The sequence below is a fragment of the Bradyrhizobium sp. F1.4.3 genome (genome assembly GCF_040548375.1).
Classification (GTDB): Bacteria; Pseudomonadota; Alphaproteobacteria; order Rhizobiales; family Xanthobacteraceae; genus Bradyrhizobium.
This window is the reverse complement of record NZ_JBEPRN010000002.1, coordinates 798,076-823,211: the sequence shown is the minus strand read 5'-3', so window position 1 is coordinate 823,211 and position 25,136 is coordinate 798,076. Positions and strand designations below refer to the sequence as shown.

Genomic DNA, 25,136 nt, shown 5'->3' with positions numbered 1-25,136 from the left:
TAATGATCAACACATAATTCACTTGACGCGGGCGATCAAGATCCCAGATATTCTGTGTCGATCATTATAGAATAGGAGAGTAAAATGACGCTGGCAGGAAAACGGGCCCTTGTGACGGGCGCAAGCAGGGGTATCGGTGCGGCCATCGCAAAGGCGCTGGCCGCAGAAGGCGCCGATGTCGCGATCACTTACGAAAAGTCTGCCGACAGCGCGGCGAAAATCGTTGACGCCATCAAGGCGACGGGGCGAAAAGCCGTGGCCATTCAAGCCGACAGCGCGGACGTTGCTGCGGTTCAGGCATCGGTCGCCAAGACCGTTACCGCACTGGGCGGGCTTGATATCCTGGTCAACAATGCCGGAATTCTTCGCCTGGGCGGCCTCAACGACATCTCGCTCGGGGATATCGACGCGCTGCTGAACGTCAACGTCCGCTCCCCGATCATCGCGAGCAAGGCCGCGCTGCCGCACCTTGGCAAGGGCGGTCGCATCATCACCATCGGCAGCTATTTCGCCGATCGCGTGCCCTCGCCGGTGCTCGGTGTGTACGCGGCATCGAAGTCGGCGCTGATCGCATTCAACAAGGCCCTGGCGCGGGAGCTTGGCTCCAAGGACATCACGGTCAACCTCGTGCAGCCGGGCTCAATCGACACCGACATGAACCCTGCCAGCGGCCCGACCGCGGAGACGTTGAAGCAGTTCATGGCGCTGGGCCGGTATGGCGCGGCTGAGGACATCGCCAACGCCGTGGCGTTCCTGGCGAGCGCGAAAGCCAAGTACATCACCGGTTCGACATTGACCGTCGACGGCGGCGCGAACGCGTAGGCGAAGGAATAACGGCCGGGCCCGGCCCGGCCGAGTTCTCCGCGACAGCACCTGTCATTTTCCAGCCGAACCATCTGATCTGGGCTGAAGGCCATGACGATGCTATGCTTCGAACATGCCTGGAAGCCGCGCCGTACTGCTTGATCTCGACGGAACGTTGATCGATTCCCGGCCCGGCATTGCCGCAAGCTGCCTCGCTGCGCTACGCGTGTTGGGACACGCCCCTGACGAGGCTTTCGACATCACACCCTTCATCGGGCCGCCGCTCGAAGACGCGTTGCGCGCCTTGCTACAACGGTACGACGACGACCGCCTCGACGAAGCTGTGGTGGCGTATCGTCAGCACTATGGCGAAAGCGGCTTTCTCGGAAGCGCGCTTTACCCCGGAATTGGCGAGGCGCTCGAAGACATGCGGCAAGCGGGCCTACGCATCTACATGGCCACATCGAAGCGGGAAGTCTTTGCCCGGCGCATCGCAGAGCACTTGAACCTGGCGAAATATTTCGACGGGATCTACGGCTCGGTCGACGGCGGCAAGCTTGATCACAAGCCTGAATTGCTCGCACACGTCCTGTCCGAACAGGACCTCGTTGCTTCAGACGCTCTCATGGTCGGAGACCGCCGGCATGACATTGCCGGCGCTCACGCGGTCAAGATGCGCGGCCTAGGCGTGCTCTGGGGATTTGGCAGCCGGGACGAACTTGAAACCGCGGGCGCAGGTCATCTGGTGGAACGGACCGCCGATCTCGCTCGCACGGTTCGATTGATGCTGGAGAGGTAGCTCCCGATTCCAGCGGCGACGTCTGCTCCTGCGCCGAGGCGCACATTCCTCCACAAAATTCCCACGAATCTACAAAAAAATCGCACTCGAATTTGAATGGCGTTCCCACAATCGGCTGTCTATGGTGAGCGCATGTCGCGCATCCTATGTCTATTTGTTGCTGCCATTCTGTCGCTGCTGCCGGTCGTCGCGCCGGCTGCGCCCGTCCCAAAAAAGCCCAAGCCAAGCTGGCATGGCTACGGCTTCCTGCCGGGCTATCGTCAGCCGCTGAGCAACAGCCAGCCGCTCTATGCGCAGAAAAATGGGCTGCAACGCTACGCGCGCAACAACCGACGCAACTGGTATATCGACCCCGTGCCCAGCTATTACGGCTGGGATGGCGACTGGCACTATTTCGGCCGGCCCGGCTTTGGCGGCCCCCGCTACAATGGCGGCAGCTTCGGTCCGTGCTGGACGCGAACGCCGATCGGCGCGGTCTGGAATTGCGGCTGATCCGTCTACTCACCTCTCCCGAACGGGGAGAGGTAGACGAGCCATCATTCGGAACAAAACGTTCCAAAGACGCGATCCCACATGCTGGTGACCACCCCGAAATTGCAGGGCGTCTTGCCATAGTGATGGCGCGCATGACGGCGCTTCAACCGCCAGAGATAGCTGCCGCGCCTCGCGTGATGATGATGAACGATGTGGTGAAGCAACCCAAAATAGATGTAGCCCAGCATGAGTCCCGCGGTTACGGCGCACGCGGTCCCAAAGCCAATCAGGAGCCAGACCGGCAGCAGCGATCCGCAACAGATCGACCCCAGGCTCAGCCAGAGCGGTGAACCGACCAGCGCGCGCGGATCGGAATGGTGCATGTCATGCAGGGCTGCAAGATAAGCCGGACCATGAAGAGCGAACCTGTGAATGAGGTACTCGGCCAGGCTCCAGAGCGCCAGGCCGCATGCGAAGCCGATGGCCGCCTCGTCCCAGCGGAGAGGTTCCTTCAGGAGCAACGCGGCCGCCACCAGCGCAACGCTTGCCAGGGGATAGAAGACGAAATCGGTGAAATACAACAACCTGGTCAATCGCATAGGCTTGTCTTAATCGAGCGGTCCAGGGCCTCCCTCGCCTCGAAGATTTCCGGCAACTCCTGTGTGCTGGTGAACTTGCCCACGATGGAGGCGAGCACTGTCCGCGCCTGCTCGCCCGTTCCGCTTGCGAGATACAATTTGCCAAGCGAGAGCGCGGCCCGCAGCTCGAATGTGGCGGCCTGCTGCCGGCGCGCAGTTTCAATGGCCTGCGTGAAGGCTGTCTCCGCCGCGACAATATCCCGGGGGTCCTTGCGCAGCAGCAGCTCGCCACGCCGCCGGTGGATTTCCGTGGTGAACCACTCCTGTCCAGTCCGCTCTACCTCGACCAGCTGCTCATCGAGGATCGCGAGCGCATCGTCGAACTGCCCCTCGCCGGCCTTCGCTTCCGCAAGCAGGGTCCAGGTCAAGGGCACATAGAGCCCGGTCGCCATCTTTCCGACCAGCGGCAGCGCGATAGAGTCCTGCATCTCCTGGAGCCCGGCCTGCCGCTCGCCGGAGTGGCAATGGATCCAGCCGTTCCAGAACTTGCTCGCCCGCGTGTAGAGCAGCAGCCCATGCTCGCGACTGAGCTCGATGACGGCATCGACATGCGGCCTGGCCCGCTCGGGGTTGCCGCGAACCGCTTCGAGAACGATCTTGTGGAAATGCGCGTAGGCCATCGTCGCGACATGGCCGCTGTCGGTAGCGCGGCGGATCGCCTCTTGCGCCAGATGCTCGGCGCGATCCACTTCGCCGAGCGGCCAGAGCACCAGCGCGAGGTAGATCGCCGCCGCGATCCCGTAATCATGGCCGTACAGGAATGCGAGATTGCGGTCGTGCTCGTAGCGGTAGATGGCGAGCGCCTGCTCGAGATGCTGTTTGGCGTCGACGAAATTGCCCTCGAACCAGCGGGTCATGCCGCAAACACGGTGGGCGATCCCCGTCTCCGGAGAGTCGGGCCGGTCGCCGGTATCATGCAGGAAGACCCGTGCAAGCTCCTGCATGGATCCGAGCTCGCAGCGAACCAGGCTGCCGACCCACAGGCCGTAGGTGGCGGCGAACCGCTCTGGAGCGCCCTTGAGCCCGAATGCGAGCTCGCGCGCCCGCGCAAAAGCAACCGATGTCTCCGGCGCGCCATATCCGCGCGTCGAGATCAGTGCGTTGCCATAGGCGATCTGCAATTGCAGCCGGCGGCTCTGCCCGGCGGGGCTTTCGCTCAACCCCTCTGCGAGACCGATAGCCTTGGTCAGATGCGCGATGGCTTCGTGATAGGCCGAGCTGCGTAGAGCGCGATCGCCCGCCTTGCCCCACCACTCCACGGCGTCCTCGACCAGGCCGGCTTGCGTGAAGTGATGCGCGGCGATTTCCGGCGCCGCGGCGGCAGCTTCCGGAAATTTCTCCTGAATCGCTGCGGCGATCCGCTCATGCAATCGCCGCCGGCTGCTCTTGAGCAGGCTCTCGTAAGCGGTGTCCTGCACCAAAGCGTGCTTGAAAGTATAGACACCTTCGGGCGCCGACTTGCTGCGGAATATCAGTTCGGCGCGTTCGAGCTGGGCGAGCAGGGCATCAAGCTCGGAATCGTCCTTGTCCGCGATGGCGCGCAGCAGCACATCCGAGAATTCGCGGCCGATGACGGCGCTGATCTGCGCGACCTCCTTCGCCGGTCCGAGCCGGTCGAGCCGCGCCATCAGCGAATCCTGGAGGGTCGAGGGGATGGACAGACGCGGCAGGCTGCCGCCGATCCGGTAGCGGCCGCCAGCCTCCTTTTCGAGGATGCCCATCTCGAGCACGGTCCGCGTCAACTCCTCGACGAACAGCGGGATTCCATCGGTCCGCGCCGCGATCTGCGTGACGAGCTCGGACGGAACCGAGCGGCTTCCGATCACGTCTTCGATCATGCGTTCGACATCGGTCTCCTTGAGCCGTCCCAGCTCCAGCGTCGTCAGGTTGGCCGGGCCCATCCATGGCAGCGCGAATTCGTCGCGGAACGTCAGGACGAGCAGGACGCGAAGCTGGTCGGCCTGCTTGACCGCGAGCTCGAGCAGTTCGAGCGAGGTCGCATCCGCCCAATGCAGATCTTCGACGATGCAGAACACGGGCGCTTCGGAGCTCAGACGCTGCAGGCGCTGGATCAGCGCCGCCAGCGTGTTGCGCCGCAACTGCTGCGGCGTCCATGCGAGCGGCGGATAGCGTCCGTCGGTAGGGATCGACAGCAGGTTCGCAAACAGCGGCACGATTGTCGGCGCCCTCAGATCGGTGCGCCCCAGCAGCGCCTCGAGTTTGCGCAGCCGATATTCATTGGTATCGCCGGTGCCAAGCTTTGCAGCCCTCTGGAGCTGCGTGATGACCGGATAGAGCGCGCTGGCGCGGTGATGCGGCGAGCACTGATACCGCAATCGAATGTGCGGCTCCGCGGCGACCCGCTCGCTGAGGAAATGCGCCGCAAGCCGCGACTTGCCGATCCCGGGTTCGCCGGAAATCAGGACGACCTGGCCCTGGCCGCGCCAGGCCCGCTGCTTGCACTCGGCAAGACGGTCCAGCTCGTGTTCGCGGCCGACGAACCCGACGAGGCCCGCGGAGCGGTAGGCTTCGAAGCGGCTCGAGAGCGGAGACGGACCGTCCACCGCCCAGACTTCAACGGGCTCGCTGAACCCTTTGATCGCACGCGTTCCGAGCTCGCGCAGCTCGAACAGGTTTCCGAGCAGCCGACGCGTGGACGACGCGATGATGACAGTGCCGGGATCGGCGAATGCCTGCATGCGCGCCGCGAGGTTGGGCGTTTCCCCGATCACCTCGAGCCGGCTCGAAGCGCCCTTTGCGATGAGGTCGCCGACGACGACGAGCCCGGTGGCGATGCCGATGCGAACCTCCAGCCGCACGCCCGGCTGCGCGTTGATGGCCTGGACGGCGGCGATCGTCTCGAGTCCTGCGTGGACCGCGCGCTCGGCATCGTCCTCATGGGCAGACGGATAGCCGAAATACGACAGGATTCCGTCGCCCACCAATCGCGAGACAATTCCGTCATAGCGCGCGATGACCGCGGTCGCGGCCTCGCGATAGGCTTGCAGAATCCCGCGCATCTCCTCGGGATCGAACTGCTGCGAAAGCGCGGTCGAGCCGACGAGATCGCAGAACATGATCGTGAGCTGACGGCGCTCGGCTCCCGCGTCGAACCTCGGCGCAGCTAGGCGCGCCGTCGGGACCTCCAGTTCGGCAATCGAACGCAGCAGCCTGCGCCGATGCCCGAGCACGACACCCATGCTCGCAAGATCGCGGTCCGTAATCTCCGAAAGAATGTCGAAATCAATGCCGTGGTCGGAAAAGGACTTCAGGTATTGAGGGAGGCCGACCTTCTCCAACCAGGCAGCAACCTGCCCAGTCATCACGCGGGTCCAGCATTAATTGTACTAAACCTAAAGTATATCTTCCCTCGGAATGAAGTCAATCGCGCCACGCGCGCATCGCATTGTTGACGCACTCCAGGTCGTGGCCCATCCTTTGCGGTGGAAGCGCTCCCAATTTTCGCGTGAGAGTATTCGCTCGTGAAGCAGGATCTGTATCCAACAGGGACAAGCCCCGTTCACTCGGCTGTCGTAAAACTGTTCTATTCGCGCGCCGCCCGCCAGCTCTTCACCAACGCCTGGTACTCCCTGCTCAGCAACCTCGACAGGGATGCCGCCATCAAATTCCTCAACTACGGCTACGCCTCCCTGAACGGCGAGCAGGTCGACCTGCAAGCCGCGGACGAGCCCGATCGCTATGCGATCCAGCTCTACCATCACGTGGTGTCGGGGACTGCGATCGCCGGGAAGAACGTCCTCGAAGTCGGCAGCGGCCGCGGCGGCGGCGCGTCATATGTTGCGCGATACTTCCATCCTCGCAGCTTCACCGGGCTCGACATCTGCAAGGCGGCCATACGATTCAGCAGCGCCCGCTACGCCGACCAGGACAACCTCGCATTTCGTGTCGGGAATGCGCTCAGCCTGCCGTTCGAGAATGACAGTTTCGATGTCGTGATCAACGTCGAGAGCGCGCAGCACTACGGCGACATGGGACGATTCCTGGAGGAGGTCCACCGCGTCCTCAGGCCGGGCGGCGAGTTCCTGATGGCGTGCTTCGAGGACCCGTCAAAGGACGTGTTTCCGCGAGATTCCTTGCGCCAATCGCGCTTGCGCCTCGTCGGGGAGGACGACATCACGGCCAATGTCGCCCGAGCGCTGGAGCTCGATGGCGCGCGGCGGACCGCGCTGGCGGACGAGATCGTTCCGCGGCTGCTGCTTGGACTGTCGCACGAGTTCGCCGGCATTCCGGGCACGCAGCTCCATGCGTCCTTCGCCAACGGCGAATGCCCCTATTATTGCTTCACCTGCCGCAAGGATTGAGCGGCCGGCTCATAGCGTCTTGAGATACTCGATGAGCGCCTTGCGGTCCTCCTCGTTCAGGTCCGTTCCATAGGCGTGCCCGGCATTCGAGTTACCGGGCACCGTGGTGTCAAACAGGAATGCGCCCGGCGTCTGGCTTCCCATCTCATATCCCACGGTCACCGGATTGAACTCCCAATTGCCGACAAAGAACGTCCCGGGCCGCTGCGCCGGCGGAAGTAGGAGGTCATGGAGCGACGGAACGGAGCCATTGTGCAGATACGGCGCCGTCGCCCAGATGCCGTTGAGAGGCCTTGCGCGATACTGGAGTAGCCCCCGGTACTCGTTTCGACGTCCGCAATTGATCGCGGCAGCAGAGTCTGCGTTGTCCTTGGATTTGGCGATCCATTGCTCGGCGACATTGCCCGTGACGATCCTGGCGGCATCGTAATTGGCGATATCGGCCGGCCCGTCGATCTTCGACAGCGTGACCCTGCGGTTCGCGAACGTCATCGCCTGCGCGGGATCGGTCCCGACCTCCTTGAGGTCGAACAGCGGGATCTGGATCTCGTCACAGGCCCCCGGGGCCGCTGCGACAGGCGCGGGAGCATGGCAATTGGCGCACGCCTTCGCGTACACCGCCTGGCCGAATGCGGCGAGTTTCAGCTCGGGGGTCCCGAGTATCTTGTCCGGCCAGCGCGGAGAGCGCAGATCCATCAGCGCCCGCTGTCCCCAGACCACGTTGTCCATCTGAACCGCATGCGTCACATTGAGCCCGATCATCGTGGCGTCATGCTTGATCGGCGCCTGGACGCCGAGCGCCTCGATCAGGTTACGCGTCAGCGGCTGCCGGATCGAGCCGTTGTACAGCACCCAGTTGAAACGCGGCGTATCCCACAGCGGCGGGTAGCGCACCGGCGCGGTCAAAGGCGCATAGTTCCTGGGCTCGTCCATAGGGCCGGCCAGGAGCTGGTTCAGCCCCGCCCCGTGCGCGTCCAATCTGCCCGCGCCCGAGATCGTATCGGGGTTATGGGGATCCGTCGGAATCGACGGGAGTTGTTTAAAGCATCCCAATCCGCTCATCACGTCGGGAGGCGGAAGCTTCACGCGTGCCAGGAAACGCGCGGCGACCTGCTGATCCGAGAGCTTTGCCAGCGCCTTCGAGAGTTGGTCGGTCAGGCCGCCGATATCGATATGGGACGGTCCGCCCTCGATGCGGATCTGCTGGCCGCGATAGCTCACCTGGCCGGTGTGACAGCCCGCGCAGCCCAGGCCGAGCCAGTTGCCCTTCCAGCACTGGTGCTTGCCGTCAGGGAAGTCGACCGGCGTCTTGTAAAGCCCGACGGGAAGGCCGTCCGGATTGTCGGTCGCGCGCGCAGGCTCGGCGAGGAAGCCGAGACGCTGCAAATTCGCGGGCGCACTGATCAGGTCGGTTTGCCCCGGTTGCTGGTCCGGCTGTTCGAGCGCGAGAAACCATTCGTAGGGGAAGATCGCGGTTCCCTGCGAAACGAAGTGCCAGCGATCGGCAGTCTCGGCACTCCAGCCCTGTTGCAGATGCACGGGATTGTCCGGCGTAGTCTTGTCTTCGGCCGCCGCGAAAATGAAAACTGCGAGAAGAGTCGCGATGGCAATCAATGGCATGCGAAAATCAAATTTCATATTCGGCTCCAAATATTGTGAAGCTCTCAATGGGTCCTTGATAGGTCCTTGGCCGGTCCAATTCGCCGCAATCAAACAAAGCGGAGTGGGCCCGGCGTCAGCAAACAATTCACATCAAAGCCTTCGGCTTGCGTAGCAATCAGCGATCGTGTGCCACCGGTGGAGCTGCGCGCAGCACCGGAGGCCTTCCAATTATTCTTATGCAAATGACAATGGCAGCCGGCGACGGCGCCCGCGTTTGGACGCGCACAAAACGCGCCGCGAGCGTGTGCGCTTGCGCGAAACCACCAGCAAGGAAGGCATGCCGCGCCATAGCGACCGCTCCAGTCCTCATTGCCTGCCGACACCTTTCGGCGCCTGCAAGTCGAGGCTACATCAGGTCACACATGAGCGCAAAGGTAGAGATGAGGCCGCGTTTGGCCCTTTTGATCCGCGAGCCGGTCTCAAAGCTCACTCTGCGGCAAGAGCAGCGATGTCCCCAGAACGTCGTGTCCGGATCGCTTTGCAGAAGGTCTGACGCGCTTACCTGAAATACCCCAGCACGAGATCGAGATCCGAGCTGCCGGCCACCGTGCCGTTCAGCTCGGCGTCGATGACGCGGCGGCAGGCTTCGATTGCGGCGTGATCGCCGAGATCGTTGGCGGCTTCCAGCACGAGCCATGCGGCGTCGACCGAAGCCTTGTCCGGAGCCGATCCGCCCGCATCGGCGGTGAGGCTCTTGGTCTTGCGAACTGCGGTGCCGAATTGAGGCAACATTGCTAATACTCCCCTGCCAATTCCCGGATGATGCTCAGTGCACCTGAAGCTCGGGCTGACGACCCTGGGCGGGATCGGCGCCGGCGCTGTTCTTGCGCGACTGGTAGAATTTCAAAACGCTGCGCGAGGTCTCGATCTTGAGCCGGCCGAAATCGCGCTCGTTGTCGTGGAGCTCGCGCGCCGTGATCAAATGATCCTTGGCGCCAAGGAACAAGAGCGACATGGTCGTGTCCCAGGAGAAGTCGAGCGCTTTGCACAGCACCAGGATCATCTCGCGGTTGCGGTCCATCATCGCGCGCTCGATCACGTCGACCGGCAGCGACGACAACAGCGACAGGCCGATCTGCACCTCGTCGAAGCGGTGCTGGCGCGCGTAGTTCGAGATCGAGACCTGGTTGAGATTGCCCTGCCGGTACTGCGTCGTCACCACGCGTTTGGCGACGAAGTAGCTGCGCGAGGACGGGCCGAACTTGGACTGCAAATCGCCGGTAACCTCGGTCACCGAGCTCTGGATCTGCGTCATCATCTCGGGCCGCTCGTGCTCGAGCCGGCGGCGGACGTCCTCGGACGCCTTGGAAATGAGCTGCTGGAAGATGTGCCGCGGCACGTCCTTGCGCAGGCCGAGCTGCTCGGCGAGGATCGAGTCACCCTCGGCGCGCCGAACCATGTGCAGAAGGCCCGAACCAGAGAAACGCGCGCCCTCGTTCTTCGCAACCGAGGTCACGACCTCCTGGTCGCCGCGCTTGACCAGCACGTCGGTGACGGCCTCGCCGATGGATTTGCGCTGGGCGATCGCGAGCAGATGCGACTGGCCCTTGGTCATGGCGCTTTCGACCAGCATCTTCTCGTCGAGACGCTCGGAGTCGCGCAGCACCGGGCCGGCGACGGCGATCTCGTCGTCGAAGGCAAGTTGCGCGACGACGTTGAGCGGGGCGTGATCGCAGGCTGCCATGAGCTCCGAAAGCTGCACGCGCGCGACGACCTCGATCTCCTCGGCAAGCCGCCCGATGACCTCGCCGAACATGCTGATCTCGTCGTCGACGTAGCGACCGGTGATCAGGAGGTCGGTCGCGTGCCACAACGCCCGCGTCCGGCTTTCGTCGGTGCCACGTGCGATCGCGTCGTCCAGATCTTGTAGAAGCGATTTCGCCCCGTTCATGTCGATCACCCCAGTTCTTGGCCCAGTTCTTGGCGAACCGTCCTGCCTCTGTTGGCAGGACGCCGAATTCCTCTGGGAACCGACACTAGGGATCAAACGCGAGAATCCGGTAAAACCGTCAGCGCAGTTTTGTCGACCAAAATTCATTAAAATGCGAGGGAATGTGTTTACCGGGGCGCAAGGGTTGCGTCTGACGTACGAAGCTTAGGGCGCTGAAACCTCGCCGGCGTCATGGCCGGACTTGTTCCGGCCGTCCACGCCTCACCGCACAGCGCGAAGAACGTGGATGCCCGGGACAAGCCCGGGCATGACGAGCTCTGCCCTCACGGATTCGACGGCGTCAGGACCAGCGGCGGCTTCGGCCTGGGTCTTGGCGGCGCCGGGCCCGGGGCCGGCCTCACCTCGATCGGCGGCGGCAGTGGCGCGACCTGTTGGCTCGCGAGCGGCGGGCTCGGCACGGCAGGAGCCGCCTGCGGCGCTTTCGGCATCGGCGCAACCCTTGGCTTCGGCGGCACGCGGCGCGGATCGCGGCCCGGCACCGGCACGTCGGTCAGTGACGGCTCGGACGCCGGTTCGGGAGAGACCAGTGTCGGCAGCGCGGCGGTCGCCGGCGGCGGCTCGCCGCGCTCGATGGCATCGAGCCGGCGCGTCTCGCGGTCGATCGTGCGCACCGCAAGCCACGACGACAACGGCGTGAGATCGACGGTGCGGTTGAGCTTGTCGGGGGGACCTGCTGCGAACAACTGGATTTCCGGCGGAGCGCCGGAGAGCCCGGTCATGATCGGCGTCAGGCTGGCGCGGATATCGGCCTGGTCGGCGGGAATGTCGTAACCGCCGGAGACGATGGCGCGGGCGTTCTTGGCCTCCAGCGGAGTAGCTCCAACGCGCAGGCGGCCGTCGCGAATCGTGAACGGGATCTGCGCCGAGGCGACTGCAATGGGACCAGCCGACAGCGCGGGCTCGACGAGCTGACGCAGCCGGTTGTCGTCGGCGACCTGGCCGCCGTCGCTGGCGCGGATCGCGATCTCGAAGGCGCGGGGATTGAGGCCTGAGATTTCAGCCGAGTCCAGCGTCACCGTGCCATTGCCGGCGAGCGCGCCGGTTAAGGCCGAGATGCTGCGTCCCTGGCTCGTCAGCGTCATCTGCACCGAGGCGCGCCCCTTCGGCAATGCGAGATCACGGTAGCGCAGCGTCGCCACGTCGACATTGGTGAGATCGAGACGCGCATTCAGCGCAAGGCCATTGGCGCCATTGCGCGCATCGAGGCTCGCGGTCATCTCGCCGCCGCCAACCCCGCCTTTGAGCGCATCGAGCGCGAGCGACTGGCCGTCGCTCCTGATGGTGCCGCTGAAGGGACGCATTTCGATTCCGCCCGGCAAGGTCCCGCGCAACGCCTGGAAAGCGATCCGGCCGCGCCAGCCAATGATGAGCCCCGCGCTCAGCGGCTCGCCGGCGTCTTGTCCGGCCGCGCCCAAGGCCAGCGCGAGTGCGGGGGCAAGATCGAGCGAGTCCAGCCCGACTTCGCCATCGACGCTCTTCTCCTGATCCAGCGTCATTGCGAGATGGCCGCGCAGATGCGAGCCGACGGCAGTGCTGTCGAGATCGTCGAAGGTCAGGCGATTGCCGGACAGGCCGACGCGCGAGGACAGGCTGACGTTCTGAGCCGACTTGTCGGCCGGGCTGGTCCCGAACAGCGGCGCCAGATTGGCGTTGCGCACACGCAGGTTCACGCTGACCTTCGGCTCCGGCGCCGACAATTCGACGCTACCTTGCGCATCCGCGTCCAGTCCGCCGCCGCTGAGCTTTGCATTGAGTTGCAGCGGTCGGCGCCACGCGCCGCTGAGCTTGCCCTCGAACTGCGAGGCGCCCTCGCCTGTGGCCACGATGCGATCAAGGCCGAGCAGGACTATCAGCGCGCTGGCCTGCGGCGTCGACAGTTTCGACTCCAGCGTGAAGTCGCTATTGCGCAAGCGGTCGATGTCGATGCCATTGACCGCGGCCACCGGCATCTGCGCGGCCAGCGTCGCGGTGGCCTTGAGCTGCGGCGCATCGAGGTCAACCACGGCACGCGCGTCGCTGCGATCGGCATGCTCCGTGTTCTTGTCGAGGCTGAGGTCAAGCTTCAGCCGCGTCGCGCCGGGCAACGATGGGAGCGCATCGAAGCGCGCGCGCACTGCCGGCGCGATCGGCTCGATCAGCGCCGTGAGCTCGCGCAGCGAATTGGCCGACGATTTCAGCGCGAGCCGGCCGGTCGCGTTCGTCCGATCAAAGCTGCCGCTCGCCTCGGTGGTCACGCCGCTGGCCTGGCCGAACCGCAATTGCTCCAGCGACAGCGACGTTGCGCCATAGCCGAGCCTTGCCGCGAACGGCCGCAGCTCCTGGCCGGCGGACATCGCGCGGCCGACATCGAGCGAAAGCTTCGCTTCCTCCGGCCATTCGCCCTGCGGTCCGGCGAGCGCGCGCACAAAGCTCGCAGCGGCATCGAGATCGAGACGGTCCGCCTTGATATCGGCGTCGATCCGGGAGCCCTTGTTCGCGCCGGTCTGCGCGAAGGCGATCCGCCCCTCAACGGCGCCACCTTCGATATCGGCCTTCAGCTTCTCGATGGCGAGATGGTTGGCCGCGATGGTCAGGTCGCCGGCAAGCCGCAGCGGCCTTGTGCTGCGGCGATTGACCTCGCTGCGGCCCTGGAGCCAGGCCATCAGCGTGTCGGGATCAGAGGATTCGACGCTGAGACGGCCGCTGAAACTGTCGGAGCCCGGGGCTGCGCCGTTGAGCGACAGCTGCGTCATGCCGGGCGCACGCAGGTCGAGCCGCTGGAAGGTCCAGGACTTGCCGTCGGTCTTGAGCTCGGCCGCGATGTTCTGGAGCGGACGGCCGCCCAGCATGATCTGGTCGGAGTTGAATTCGATCTGCGCCGGGATCGGCGCCTGCGGAATCGCCGCCAGGCCCGCGCGCAACGCCGGCAGGATACGCAGCGGCTCGGCATTGTCCTTGCCGGCAAGCTTGTCGGCGTCGACCTGGCGCGCCGACAAGACCGCGCGCAACAGCGGCGAAGCGCCGAACCTGAGGTCGCCGACGCCACCAAGCTTCAACGCGTTGTCATCAGTGCCAAAGCTCGCGTCGATCTGATCGAATTTGGCCCCGGCCGGATCGGCCTTGAGCTTTGCCGTGAGCTTCCAGGGTGTCGGCCCCGCCTCGCCCGGCTTTTTGGCCGGAGGCACGGCGAGCGTCAGCGCGCCCTCGAATTTCGGCAGGCGGTTGTCGAAGGCAAGCACGCCTTCGAGATCGGCCAGGATCGCGCGCTCGCCAGGGTCGATGTTGAGGTGAAGGCGGGTGGCGCTGCCGTCGGCGCTCGGGCCGGAGGAGATGCGGAACGGATAGCGTGTGCCGGCCGCGGTGAAATTGCCGTCGCCCCGCACCGAGCCGGCGAGCGAGCGCACGTCGCCGGAGAAGACGATGTCATTCAGCTCCAGCGTCGAGCGGCTGGCGGCATCATGCAGGGCGATGCGGCCGGTGAGGTTCAGCCGCTCGATGGCAAGGGAAGCCAGATTGAAGGTGCCGCTCGCGATTGACGGCAGGTCGACCCGCCCCTTGGCGTCGAGGCCGAGATCCACCGCCATGCCGTTGACCGAAAGCTCGGTGGCGCGCCATTCGCCGCGCATCAGGGAGCCCAGACTGAACTCGACGTCGAGCTTGTCGGCACGCAGGCGGCCAAGGTCATTGTTGCCGCCGAAGGTGACCGAGCGGAGCCGCAGCGTCGGCGCCGGCAGCAGCCGCGCGTCGAGTTCACCCGCCACCCGCACCGGTACGCCGATGATCCGGGTCGCCTCCGCCTCGAACTGGGGCCGGAACTGGTTCCAGTCGACGAAATAAGGCCCGATCAGCGCGGCCAGCAGCGCTAAGATGAAGGCAATCGCCAATCCGAGCAGCGTCGTCTGCACGGGTCTCCCCTCGGCCAAACCGGCACCCGGGCCAAACCCTGGCCAAAGGCTTCAGGCGCGCCGGAACAGCCCCTTATATAGGGGGAAGTGTGGCGAAGTCACAGCGACTGTTGCGCGCGGAGGTTAACGCGGGCGACCTCACCAGCTCGCCGGCAACCGCTTCAGGCCGCGCAGCACGAAGGTTGGGCGCCATTCCGGATTCGCGACGTCGTCGATGCGCAGATCCGGCAGCCGCCGCAGCAGCGTGGCGATGGCGATCTCGGCCTCGATGCGCGCCAATTGGGCACCCAGGCAGAAATGGATGCCGCCGCCGAACGACAGCGGCCTGACGTTCGGCCGGGTGATGTCGAGGCGATCGGGGTTATCAGGATAGACCGCCGGATCGCGGTTGGCCGAACCGAGCAGGCAGAGCACGGTCTCGCCTTTGGGGATCCTCTTGCCGCCGAGGTCGTCGATGTCCTCCAGCGTGACACGCCCGGTCATCTGCACTGACGAATCGTAGCGCAGGAATTCCTCGATCGCGTTCGTGATCAGGTCGGGCCGCGCCTTCAGCAACGCGAGCTGGTCCGGATTGCGGTGCAGCGCCAACAGGCCGTTGCCGATCAGATTGACGGTGGTCTCATGGCCGGCGCCGAACAGCAGGATGATGTTGGCCGTCAGCTCCTCATTGGTGAGCTTGTTGCCGTCTTCCTCGGCCTGCACGAGCTGGGTGGTGAGATCGTCGCCCGGATTGCGGCGGCGCAATTCGAACAGCTGCTGAAAGTACATCTGCGCCATCATGTTGGCGGCGTTGCCCTTCGCGATCTCCTCGGCCGACATCGGCACCGGATCGAGCAGCCGTCCGCCATCGCGAGAGCTGTTGTAGAAGACCTCGCGATGATCCTCAGGGATTCCGAGCATGTCGCAGATGATGGTGACCGGCAGGCGGAAAGCGAAATCTTCGATCAGGTCCATGTGACCGTGGTCGATCACCGCATTGATGGCCTGATCGACGATCTCCTGGATGCGCGGACGCATGTCCTCGACCCGGCGCGCGGTGAAAGCCTTCACGACGAGGCCGCGCAGGCGGGTGTGATCGGGCGGATCCGCCTGGAGCATCCAGTGGCTCATGCTGCGGAAGACCGGCTCTTCCATGATCTGCGGGCCGTAGCGGCGCCTGGTGCGCTCGACGAAGTCCTTGCCGAAGCGCTTGTCGCGCATCGCGAGGCTGACCTCGGCATGGCGGCTGGCGACGAACGAGCCGTATGGCGAAACGTGGACCGGATCGGTGATGCGCAGCCGCGCGTAGTGCGGATAGGGATTACGGATGAAGTCCGGCGACAACGGATTGAAAAGCGGTCCGCCGCTTGCGGGTTGAACTTGCTCGTTCATGGTGACCTCACATCGGTTGCCGCATGAAACGAATACGCCGGTCGCCCCCGATCCGCAGCGTAACCATCCCTGACATTTTCAACTCGATACATTGTTGTATCGAGTTGCATTCTGCCCTAAACTGTCCCGATGTCAAGGGTGAGAACCAGGCCGACCAGGGACGACACGCGCGACAAGCTGTTCGAGGCAGCCGCCCGAATGTTCGAGGAGGACGGCATCGGCGGCGCCAGCATCGAGGCGATCGCGGCTGCGGCCGGTTTCACCCGCGGCGCGTTCTATTCGAACTTCAAGAGCAAGGACGAGCTGATCATCGCCATGCTCGAAGACCACGTCGAGCAATCGATCCGGCGCAATCTCGACATCCTCGCGCAGCACAGCAATCTCGATGATTTCATCGCGGCGTTGAAGGCGATGGATCGCACACGGCAGGATCCGCTCGGCCGCTCGCCGCTGCTGCACATGGAGATGATCCTCTACGTCGCGCGCGCCGAGAAGCGACGGCCCGAACTCGCCAAGCGGCTGCGCGCGCGGCGCAAGCTGATCGCCGACATCGTCGAGGCCACGCTGAATGGCAACAGCCAGAACAACACGCTGAACCCGCCATGGATGGCCTCCGTCGTGCTGGCTCTGGAAGACGGTTTTCGCCTGCACCGGCTGATCGATCCCGAGACAACGCCGGCCGACAGTTTTTTGCGCGCGATCACGGATCTGAGGCGCAGGACGGGACTGGCGTCGGAGTGAAGGCGGCTGGGGCGTGTCCTCATACCTGATTGATTTCGAGAACGGTTAGCATTGTTCCAATGGGCTACTGTCCATAGCCGCGATCAAGGAGGCGATCTCGATCGTCGCGAAATTGCAAAAGGTGTCCGAGATTGCATAAGGGAAGATGATCTTGTCGCGGTGGCGCATCGCGCCGCAGGTATAGACGACGTTCGGAACATATCCTTCGCGTTCGGACGGGTCTGGGCGCAATAGTGGCTCGCGCAGGCGGCCGAGCACCTTCGAAGGATCCTTTTTGTCCAGCAACGCGGCCCCGATGGAGTATTTTCGCACAGGGCCGACGCCGTGCGTCAGCAGCAGCCACCCCACGTCGAGTTCGATCGGCGATCCGCAATTGCCGATCTGCACGAATTCCCAGGGGTATCGAGGCTTCAAAATCGGCTGGCCGCCGTCCCACGTATGGAGATCGTCGGAAAAGATCAGATAGAGGTTTTCGTTATCCTGGCGCGCGATCATCGCATATCTGCCGTCGATCTTTTTCGGGAATAACGCCATGCCCTTGTTGCGCGCGGCACTGCCCTTCAAGGTCGATAGCCGGAACGATACAAAATCAGATGTCTCGATCAGCTCCGACCGGATCGCCCGTCCGCTATAGGCGGTATAGGTCGCGTAGTAGATCTTCTGTCCGGCGCTGCTGAATTGCACAAAGCGGGCGTCCTCAATCCCGTTTGACTGCGCTTCGGTGACCGGAAAAATCACCCGCTCGCTCAAATCTTGTCCAGCCGCGAATGTGACGTCAATATCGTCGCCGCCGGCGCCCGATGTCAGCCCGACAAGATCGGGACTGGATGCAAGACGCGCCGCAGGGTCGATGGTTACGGCGCCGTCTGCCGCAATAAACCCCGAGCGAAATGTCAGGGAAGACACATGGCCCTCGCCGACGGCACGAAGACTGAGGATGAAGCGGAGGCTGCCTTCCGGCGTTCCGGACTGATCGGGATGCGGCACGATACTCGGATTGAACAATGCCGAGGCCTCGAACGAATATTCGTTGAGAAAATAGGCGCCCACGAGTTGGCGCTGCACCTGTGTGAAGACAGCATGGTCGGCCAGCGCCGCTTCCATTTCCGCGGCACGTGCCTCGAAAGTCTGTAACAGATTGCGGTGACGGCCGAGGAAGTTATCGAGGACGTCGGCCAATTGACGGTCAGCCGTCTCGGGATCGAGCGCGAGGACCCGTTCGACGATATGATTGGCGCGGGTCTTGTCCGTCGGATTGAGGTCGCGCGGCTCCGTTGCCGGCTTGAAAGGCCGAACGATCACACGGGTCGGGTCCGGCCGCAAATGAAGGGCTTGGCGTTTGAGGAAGGGAGATTGCGACAAAACGGCCTCGGTTGGTTGAAGGAGGAAATCGCTATCGGCGCCGTCAGGCGACCAGCGGAGCAGGCTTGGCGCGGCTTTCGCTGAGGCGGGCAATTTGTCGAATCTCGGAAAGGCCGAGCAAATACGACACCACGGATTCCCCTCCCCGGTTCTCATTGGGACGGTCGGGGTGCAGGCCATCCCGACAGCTTCCAGTTTCCAGGTCGACCAGCGAGACTGACAAATCGTTACTGCCCAGAAACCACGCGAATACCCGTGCGGCTTCGGCTTTCCAATCGACATCGTGATCGGCGCGCCATGCGGCGAGGCATGCCGCGATGGTCGCCGCAGCCTCCAGCGGCTGCTGGTCGAAGGCTTGCGGCGGTTGGCGTCGATCACCAAATCCGGCCGTGCCGATCGGGCGGAATTGGCCCTTCGCCGAGGTTTGCCGGTTCACAAGCCAGCGCAGCGACTCCAAGCCGATATCGACATAACGCGACGTCTTGCTGGCCATGCCGGTGATGATCAGTGCCTGGGGCAAGCGAGCGTTATCGTAGGCCAACCCATCCTCGAACCAGACCCAATCGCCAGTTGCCACGGTGTCGAAGATCAAAATCAATCGATCGGCCAGCACCGCACGCAGGCGGGTCGCGTGGAAGTCGTCCGGAACAGCCGAGCAGTAAGCATCGAGCCCAAGCAACACAAACGCCCACGCACGGGGCGAACTAAAACTTTCCACCGTCGCCATCGCTTCCGAAAACAGCGTGGCGGCCCATGAGCGCCGCGACGGGTTGATATCGGTCAGCGCGCATACGCCCAAGGCCCAGAGCGTTCGTCCGTGGCTATCCTCCGATCCCTTGTCCTCCAACCAGCAACGGTTGAAGCCCATGAAATTGCGAAATCGTCGTATGTCCTGATTCCAGGCATGCTGGACGAAGGCGGCAAATCGCGCTGTCAGGGCTTCCGGCAGCCGTTGTTCGCCCGGATTGTTGAGTGCGCAGGCCACAAGCAGTGCGCGGGCGTTGTCGTCGACGCAATAGCCGTGGGCACGGTCCGGCACGCTGTGAACGGCATGCTGAAACAATCCTGTGTCGTCGCACATCGACAGGAAATGGCCGAGTTGCATTTCCGGCGGCGCGCGACTGTCGCGCAGCAGTGTGCTGGTATCCGTGCGCGCAATGGTCTTGAGCCGATGCCGGCGCCCGGCGTTCTCGAATACCGACATATAACGTTCGGCGGTTCTTTCCCATGTCATCGCGCGGCTGCTCGAATAAGCGCGCTTGCGCATCGCCTGCCGAAGCACATCGTTGGTGAGCAGCTTGGCAATTTCAATGCCGAGCGCTGCTGCATCGCCAAACGGAACCAGAATGCCCCGGCCATCGGCCAGGAGTTCGCGGGCGTGCCAATACGGGGTGGAAACCACGGCCTTACCGAGGCCGAAACTATAGGCGAGCGTGCCCGATGTCATCTGGGCTTCATTGAGGTACGGCGTTACGTAGACGTCGGACATCGAGATGAAATCGAGCAGCGTCTTCTGATCGACGAATTGATCGAGAAACACCACGTGATGCTCGACTCCGGCCTGGCGCGCATGCGCCATCAGGGACTCACGGTAGGCTTCGCCCTGATCGCGCACGAGGTTGGGATGCGTCGCACCGAGCACGACGTAAACGGCGTCGGGTCGGGTTTTCAGAATCGAAGGCATCGCATCGATCATGACTTCGATGCCCTTGTTCGGCGACAGCAACCCGAATGTCAGGATGACCGACTTGTTGCTGAATCCGAGCGCAGCCTTGGCCGCGTCGGGTTCGACGAACGCGAATTCCGGGATGCCGTGCGGGATGATTTCGATCTTCTCGTCAGCCACGTGATAGACCGAGCGCAACAACTCCCGACCTTTTTCAGCCATCACGACGACCTTGGATGAGGCCTCGACGATGCGTGCGATGACATCGCGCTGAACCTGTGTCGGCTCGGACAGGACCGTATGCAGCGTTGTCACGACCGGTATGGTCAGGCGTGACAAGAGGGCCATGATCTGACCTCCGGCTTCGCCGCCGAAAATGCCGAATTCATGCTGCAGCGAAACGACCTCGAAGCCGCCGCTGTTCAGGTAGGCGGCCGCACGGACATAATCATCTTGCCGGTCGTCGTTGATCTCCAGGCCCACCGTAGGGGGATAATCGTAGACCTGGCCGTGATCGGTCATCGCGACGATGACAGTCTCCAGATCCCCTCGGGAGGCCGCAATGGCGCTCTGCAGGTCGGTGGTAAAGGTAGCAATACCACAGCGGCGCGGAAGCGAGTTTCCGATGAATGCGATACGATTTACGGCAGCCAATTTGGCGTCTCCGTTTGTTTGAGCGCGGCAGTATCGAAGGAGGTCGGGACCGGGGCGCATGGAGAAGCGTGTGGTCCACGGCTGGCGCCCGCAGCGCGCCGCTCGGTTAACGCACCGTGGTTTACGTTCGGGCCGGGATAGGCCAGCAGCGCTTTCAACCCGTTCGCACCCACCTCGATGTCCGCATGGTCGGCTTCCAGGAAAACGCCGGCACCCGGCGCGAGCTTCATCGAGCCGAGTTGGGCGTGACCTTCGATCGCCAGCAGCCAGGTCTCTTTCGGTGCGTCGAGCATCCAAACGGAACCCGGAGCAAGGTCAATTTGCTCCAGCGCAAAGTAAGAATTGACGGTGAGGGCCGTTCGCGCGCCGCTCAATCGTTGGGGAGGCGATTGGATTTCGCGAGGGCCCGCCGTTGCCACCGCGACGGCGTTTTCGATGTGCAGTTGGCGCTCTCGTCCATAGTCGAACAGCCGGAACGTGGCATCGCTGTGCTGCTGGATTTCGACGAGCACGATGCCAGCGCCGATCGCATGAATGGTTCCAGCGGGAATGAAAATGACGTCGCCTGGATGAACCGGGTGCCAATGCACGATATTGGCGATCGAGCCATCGGTGATAGCGGTTCGCAACTCGGCGGCGGAGCGCGGATAGTTCAGTCCCACCGCGACCTTGGCTCCGGGGATGACGGAGACGATGTACCAAGCTTCGGTCTTGCCGTTGGCAAGTCCGATCGAGCGCGCGAACGCATCATCCGGATGAACTTGAATCGATAGCGGTTCGGTGGTGAGGAGTATTTTGAGCAGCAACGCCGTCTTGGGCGCAGCAAGACCCGGGCGTTCAAACCACAATTCCCCGATCGGGCCGTCGCTGGTCGACGCCGAGCTCCAGGGACGCAGATCGAAGCTGCCCCAGGGCTTCGGCTTGGTTCGCACCATGGCATGGTCGATCGTCAAGCTGGCCTCCCGAAGGCTGTGCGTTCAGTCGTTGACTGTTCGTGCAGGACGCGGGCCGGTCCAGGGCGGGAGCGCATCCCATTCAGCCCATCGCATGCGGCGTTCTTCACCGCCGACTTTGACAAAAACAAACGGGGCGTCGTCCTGCCCGGTCTTCGATCCAGCGAATGTGGCCGGAAGTCCGTTCGAGTTTCGGATCGTTGCTGTATTTGCCAAGTAACCTCCTGACCGATCTGAGTGCGAGATCGTGGCTGCAGATCAATTTGAAATGGATTCCCGATGCATAACGGCCCACGCAGCGACCGGCAGAACAATGAAAACAGGCAGCGGCACCGGAGGCACCAACCACCCACGAGACTTGAATTTTGGGGTATCAGACATCCAACCGCCTTCTTGGTTGAGGCGGGAGCGCAACGCTCTCAGTCACCGATAACAGCCAAGGGCGGGCGGTGATACAAGCTACATAGGAACGTCGTCGCCCAATAGCGAGAGGAGAGCATCAACCAGATTGGCTTTATTAGCTGTATCTTTATGTTGGCATTGCTCTATGGTCACAAGACCTGACGTCTGATTTGACGAGGGACGCTTTCTCAATCCCAACCTGGCTGGCTGATCCACTTTTCGGAACGGCTATCGGATGTCGCATGGTTTCAATGGATCATTTCCGGCAAGAGATTCGATCCCGGTTCGAATTGGCGAGCGCGCAAGGCCAGCAGGACCTGACCATCGAATGTGGCGAGCTTTATCGGTCCGTGAGCAAGCTCCCCCTTTTCGGTCCATGGATGATCTTCTGCTGCAATGCGATGCGCGCGGAAATGGCCTTGACGGATCATTTGATTTTCGATGACAGCAAGGCAAGCCTGCTAACCGTTCACTATGCACTGCCACGACTTCAAAGGCGGCCAAACTAGGCGCGAATTGGAGTAACCTGATGCGTTGGCTCCAATGACCAGCCTGTCGCTGCTGCTGTTGCAGAACGGATTGCCCGATCTTCCCGTGGTGCTCATCGAGCCTCATCGAAATCGCGGCGAGATCTGGCGCATCAAATTCAGCTATGACATTGACCAGCCGCTCTCGATGAGCGCCGAACAGGCATCGTCATTGGCAACTGATCTCCATCATATAGGCGCAGACGAGCTGGCTGGTGAGATCGACGACGCGGTCAGAAGTGCGACGCGTTATAACGCGGTGTGATTGCCATAGGCGTTTTCCCTGGGTGCCATGTCAACGCGACGAGACAACTCGCGCGCCCTAAGCCGACCGCTTCACCGCAACCACATCGACCGGCGCCAGATCCAGCCGCCCCAGCATCGCCCTCGCCTGCTCCGCACAGTGCTCGATCAGCCAGCGCTCGAACGCTACGGGGGCGAGCGCGGGCGCATAAAGAAAACCCTGCACGACGTCGCAGCCGAGCTCGGCCAGCATCTTGCGCTGTCCCTCGGTCTCGACGCCCTCGGCCACGACGGTCATGCCGAGGCCTTGGCCTACGCGCACCACGGCGGTGGCAATCGCAACGGCGCCTGCGTCTTTCTCGATATCGCGCATAAAACTGCGGTCGATCTTCAACTCGCGGATCGGCAGATGCGCGAGCCGGCTGAGGCTGGAATAGCCGGTGCCGAAATCGTCGACCGAGAGCCCGATGCCGAGCGCGCGAATTGCCTGCATCGTTTCCAGCGCGGCGGCACCGTCCTGCATGAATGTGCCTTCGGTGATCTCTAGCATCAACGCGTCCGCCGGCAGCGCGTACTCGGCGAGGATATCGGCGAGCCGCGCTGCGAGCGCGACATGGCGGAAATTAATCGGCGACAGGTTGACCGAGACGGTAGGTATGTTGAGCCCGGCGCGGCGCCAGCTCGCCATCTGCCGGCAGGCTTCGCGCACCGACCACAGGCCGATTTGCTCGATCAGGCCGCATTCCTCGGCGAGCGGGATGAACTTTGCCGGCGAGACGTCGCCGAGCGCAGCATCGTGCCAGCGCGCCAGCGCCTCGACGCCGTGAATGGCGCCGTCGCAACTGCGGATCTGCGGCTGGTAGTTGAGCGTGAGCGCCCCATCCGCGATGGCGCGGCGGAGCGCGGCGATCAGCGCCAGCCGCTGCTCGGCAAGCCCGTTCATCTCGGCGCAGAAGAGGCGATGGGTGGAGCGGCCAGCCTGCTTGGCCATGTACATCGCGGCGTCGGCCTGCTGCATCAGCGTGTCGATGTCGGTGGCATGATCGGGATAGAGGCTGATGCCGATGCTGGCCGACATCTGCAACTGCCTGGATCCAAGCCGCAGGGGTGCGGCGAGCGCCTCCGTGATCTCGGCCGCGACGCGCTCGGCGCTCTCGGCGTTGCGATACGGCAGCAGCACGACGAATTCGTCGCCGCCCAGCCGCCCCAGCATGTCTTCGGGCCCGATATGCTCGCGCAGGCGCTGCGCGAGCTGGATCAGAAGCTCGTCGCCGGCGGCGTGACCGAGCGTGTCGTTGACATCCTTGAAATGATCGACGTCGAGGAAGGCGAGCGCGATATGGCTGCCGGTCGGACAGGCGTCGATCGCGGTGGTGATCAGATGCCGCAACTGCGCGCGGTTCGGCAGGCCGGTGAGGATGTCGTGATAGGCGAGCCGCGCGATCTCGGCGCGCGCCTCCTTGCGCTCGATCGCGAAGGCGCCGAGATTGACGCAGGCCTCGACGATCCGGCGATGCCAGTTGCTCGGCGCACGCGGCTCACGGAAGTAGAAGGCGAAGGTCGCGATGACACGGCCGTCCTTGGCCTTGATCGGCGTCGACCAGCAGGCACGCAGGCCGACTTCGAGCGGACGCGCCTTGTAGGGCTGCCAGCGCGGATCGGTGTCGAGATCTTCGGCCAGAACCGGCTCGCCGTAGAAGGCGGCGGTGCCGCAGGAGCCGACATTCGGGCCGATCGCGATGCCGTCCAGCGCGCGCGAATAGTCCTCGGGCAGGCTGGGACCGCCGAGCGGATGGATCAATCCGGCGGAATCGACGTGAAGCAGCGAACAGACGACGTCCGGCGCGATTTCCTCGACGCGACGGCACAGCCGGTCGGCGATCTCGGTGATCGGCACCTCGTCGGCCAGCGCGCTCATGATGAGCTGCTGGAGCGAGCGCAACTGCCTCGTCTCGGTGATGTCCTCGAGAAGGGCGAAGATGTGCTTGACGCGGCCCTTCTTGTCGCGAAACGCATCGATCCGGGCGCACACCCAGATCTCCTCGCCGTCCTTGTTATAGACCAGCGTCTCGACTTCGCCGCGCCGGCCGCCATCGATGAGCCGCTTGACGAACTTGGCGACGGCGGTGCGGTTGGTGTGGCAGCCGGCAATGAGCTCGGCTGCGCGCCGGCCCTCGGCTTCCTCGCTGGTATAGCCAAACAGCGTCGTGAAGGACGAATTGACGTAACGGATATTTTGTTCGACGTCGGTGATGATCACGGCGCGGTTGGTCTGGTCGGAGACGGCGTTGAGCAGCCCGATCCTGACCCGACGCTCGGCGTCGGCGGTGACGTCGCGGGCGAACACGATGTGATGGGTCGCACCGTCGATGGTTGCGGAGGACAGCGAGACCGTCGCCCTGATCCGGCTGCCGTCACCGCGCACCAGGCTGATCTCGTCGCGGAAGTCTGCGATCGGGTCGGCCTGAAGGCATTTGAGCGTGAGGATCTCGGCATCGCGGCCGAGTACGTCAGTGCGCGCGAGCTTCCAGATCCGCTCGGCGCCGGCGTTGAAATGCGTGATGCGCTGCGCGCCATCGACAATGACGATGCCATCGTCGGCGCATTCGAGCGCAGCGCGCAGTACGTCCGGACTTTCTGTCACAAGGCAATCGGAGGCGGACATCGTTTGACCCGGAGGCAT

18 protein-coding genes are annotated in these 25,136 nt (G+C 63.5%); 6 read left to right on the top strand and 12 right to left on the bottom strand.

Features of this window, described 5'->3' with window-relative positions; all coding sequences use genetic code 11:
* The first annotated feature begins 84 nt into the window (after positions 1 to 84).
* The 3 genes from ABIB73_RS11315 (at position 85) to ABIB73_RS11305 (ending at position 2,095) form a co-directional block, all read left to right on the top strand.
* Complete coding sequence (locus tag ABIB73_RS11315) at positions 85 to 822, top strand: 3-oxoacyl-ACP reductase family protein (protein WP_354223959.1); 738 nt, start codon at positions 85 to 87, stop codon at positions 820 to 822.
* Positions 823 to 937: 115 nt separating this feature from the next.
* Positions 938 to 1,603, top strand: coding sequence for an HAD hydrolase-like protein (locus ABIB73_RS11310; RefSeq protein WP_354223957.1), 666 nt, complete (start codon positions 938 to 940; stop codon positions 1,601 to 1,603).
* 132 nt (positions 1,604 to 1,735) lie between these two features.
* Positions 1,736 to 2,095, top strand: a complete 360-nt coding sequence (locus ABIB73_RS11305; protein WP_354223955.1) for a hypothetical protein — start codon at positions 1,736 to 1,738, stop codon at positions 2,093 to 2,095.
* Between the two features lie 44 nt (positions 2,096 to 2,139).
* Here ABIB73_RS11305 and ABIB73_RS11300 read toward each other — a convergent pair whose 3' ends face one another.
* Both ABIB73_RS11300 and ABIB73_RS11295 read right to left on the bottom strand, forming a co-directional pair.
* A complete protein-coding gene (locus tag ABIB73_RS11300) occupies positions 2,140 to 2,661 on the bottom strand; it encodes a sterol desaturase family protein (protein WP_354223952.1) in 522 nt (173 codons plus the stop codon).
* A 5-nt stretch (positions 2,662 to 2,666) separates the two neighbouring features.
* Positions 2,667 to 6,038, bottom strand: coding sequence for an AAA family ATPase (locus ABIB73_RS11295; protein WP_354223950.1), 3,372 nt, complete (start codon positions 6,036 to 6,038; stop codon positions 2,667 to 2,669).
* A gap of 159 nt (positions 6,039 to 6,197) precedes the next feature.
* Here ABIB73_RS11295 and ABIB73_RS11290 point away from each other — a divergent pair, with 159 nt between their 5' ends.
* Positions 6,198 to 7,037, top strand: a complete 840-nt coding sequence (locus tag ABIB73_RS11290; RefSeq protein WP_354223948.1) for a class I SAM-dependent methyltransferase — start codon at positions 6,198 to 6,200, stop codon at positions 7,035 to 7,037.
* 9 nt (positions 7,038 to 7,046) lie between these two features.
* On the opposite strand, the gene ABIB73_RS11285 is transcribed toward ABIB73_RS11290, so the two are convergent.
* The 5 genes from ABIB73_RS11285 to ABIB73_RS11265 all read right to left on the bottom strand — a co-directional run bounded on the left by ABIB73_RS11285 (position 7,047) and on the right by ABIB73_RS11265 (position 15,905).
* The gene (locus tag ABIB73_RS11285; RefSeq protein ID WP_354223946.1) at positions 7,047 to 8,675 is read right to left on the bottom strand and encodes a di-heme-cytochrome C peroxidase; all 1,629 of its coding nucleotides are present in this window, start codon (positions 8,673 to 8,675) and stop codon (positions 7,047 to 7,049) included.
* Between the two features lie 522 nt (positions 8,676 to 9,197).
* Complete coding sequence (locus ABIB73_RS11280) at positions 9,198 to 9,431, bottom strand: hypothetical protein (protein WP_354223944.1); 234 nt, start codon at positions 9,429 to 9,431, stop codon at positions 9,198 to 9,200.
* 34 nt (positions 9,432 to 9,465) lie between these two features.
* The gene (locus ABIB73_RS11275) at positions 9,466 to 10,590 is read right to left on the bottom strand and encodes a DUF2336 domain-containing protein (RefSeq protein ID WP_354223943.1); all 1,125 of its coding nucleotides are present in this window, start codon (positions 10,588 to 10,590) and stop codon (positions 9,466 to 9,468) included.
* A 323-nt stretch (positions 10,591 to 10,913) separates the two neighbouring features.
* The gene (locus ABIB73_RS11270; protein ID WP_354223941.1) at positions 10,914 to 14,534 is read right to left on the bottom strand and encodes an AsmA family protein; all 3,621 of its coding nucleotides are present in this window, start codon (positions 14,532 to 14,534) and stop codon (positions 10,914 to 10,916) included.
* Positions 14,535 to 14,672: 138 nt separating this feature from the next.
* Entirely contained in the window at positions 14,673 to 15,905 is a 1,233-nt protein-coding gene (locus tag ABIB73_RS11265) for a cytochrome P450 (RefSeq protein ID WP_354223939.1), read from the bottom strand.
* Positions 15,906 to 16,034: 129 nt separating this feature from the next.
* Here ABIB73_RS11265 and ABIB73_RS11260 point away from each other — a divergent pair, with 129 nt between their 5' ends.
* Positions 16,035 to 16,646 carry a TetR/AcrR family transcriptional regulator gene (locus ABIB73_RS11260; RefSeq protein ID WP_354223937.1) on the top strand — a complete coding sequence of 204 codons (612 nt, stop codon included), beginning with the start codon at positions 16,035 to 16,037 and terminating at the stop codon, positions 16,644 to 16,646.
* Between the two features lie 45 nt (positions 16,647 to 16,691).
* Here the strand turns inward: ABIB73_RS11260 and ABIB73_RS11255 are convergent, their stop codons facing one another.
* The 4 genes from ABIB73_RS11255 to ABIB73_RS11240 all read right to left on the bottom strand — a co-directional run bounded on the left by ABIB73_RS11255 (position 16,692) and on the right by ABIB73_RS11240 (position 22,114).
* Positions 16,692 to 18,008: a glycoside hydrolase family 130 protein gene (locus ABIB73_RS11255; protein WP_354224284.1), complete on the bottom strand. Its 1,317-nt coding sequence runs from the start codon at positions 18,006 to 18,008 to the stop codon at positions 16,692 to 16,694.
* A 43-nt stretch (positions 18,009 to 18,051) separates the two neighbouring features.
* Positions 18,052 to 20,328, bottom strand: a complete 2,277-nt coding sequence (locus ABIB73_RS11250) for a glycosyltransferase family 4 protein (protein WP_354223935.1) — start codon at positions 20,326 to 20,328, stop codon at positions 18,052 to 18,054.
* Positions 20,316 to 21,281 carry a class I mannose-6-phosphate isomerase gene (locus ABIB73_RS11245; RefSeq protein ID WP_354223933.1) on the bottom strand — a complete coding sequence of 322 codons (966 nt, stop codon included), beginning with the start codon at positions 21,279 to 21,281 and terminating at the stop codon, positions 20,316 to 20,318. Before ABIB73_RS11245 ends, ABIB73_RS11250 begins: the two co-directional genes overlap by 13 nt.
* A 650-nt stretch (positions 21,282 to 21,931) precedes the next feature.
* A complete protein-coding gene (locus ABIB73_RS11240; RefSeq protein WP_354223931.1) occupies positions 21,932 to 22,114 on the bottom strand; it encodes a hypothetical protein in 183 nt (60 codons plus the stop codon).
* 112 nt (positions 22,115 to 22,226) lie between these two features.
* Between ABIB73_RS11240 and ABIB73_RS11235 the strand changes: the two genes are divergently transcribed.
* Positions 22,227 to 22,475 (top strand): hypothetical protein, encoded by a 249-nt coding sequence (locus tag ABIB73_RS11235; RefSeq protein ID WP_354223929.1) that lies wholly within the window; start codon positions 22,227 to 22,229, stop codon positions 22,473 to 22,475.
* Positions 22,476 to 22,532: 57 nt separating this feature from the next.
* Here ABIB73_RS11235 and ABIB73_RS11230 read toward each other — a convergent pair whose 3' ends face one another.
* On the bottom strand, positions 22,533 to 25,118 hold the full coding sequence (locus tag ABIB73_RS11230; protein WP_354223927.1) for an EAL domain-containing protein: 2,586 nt from the start codon (positions 25,116 to 25,118) through the stop codon (positions 22,533 to 22,535).
* Positions 25,119 to 25,136 lie beyond the last annotated feature (18 nt).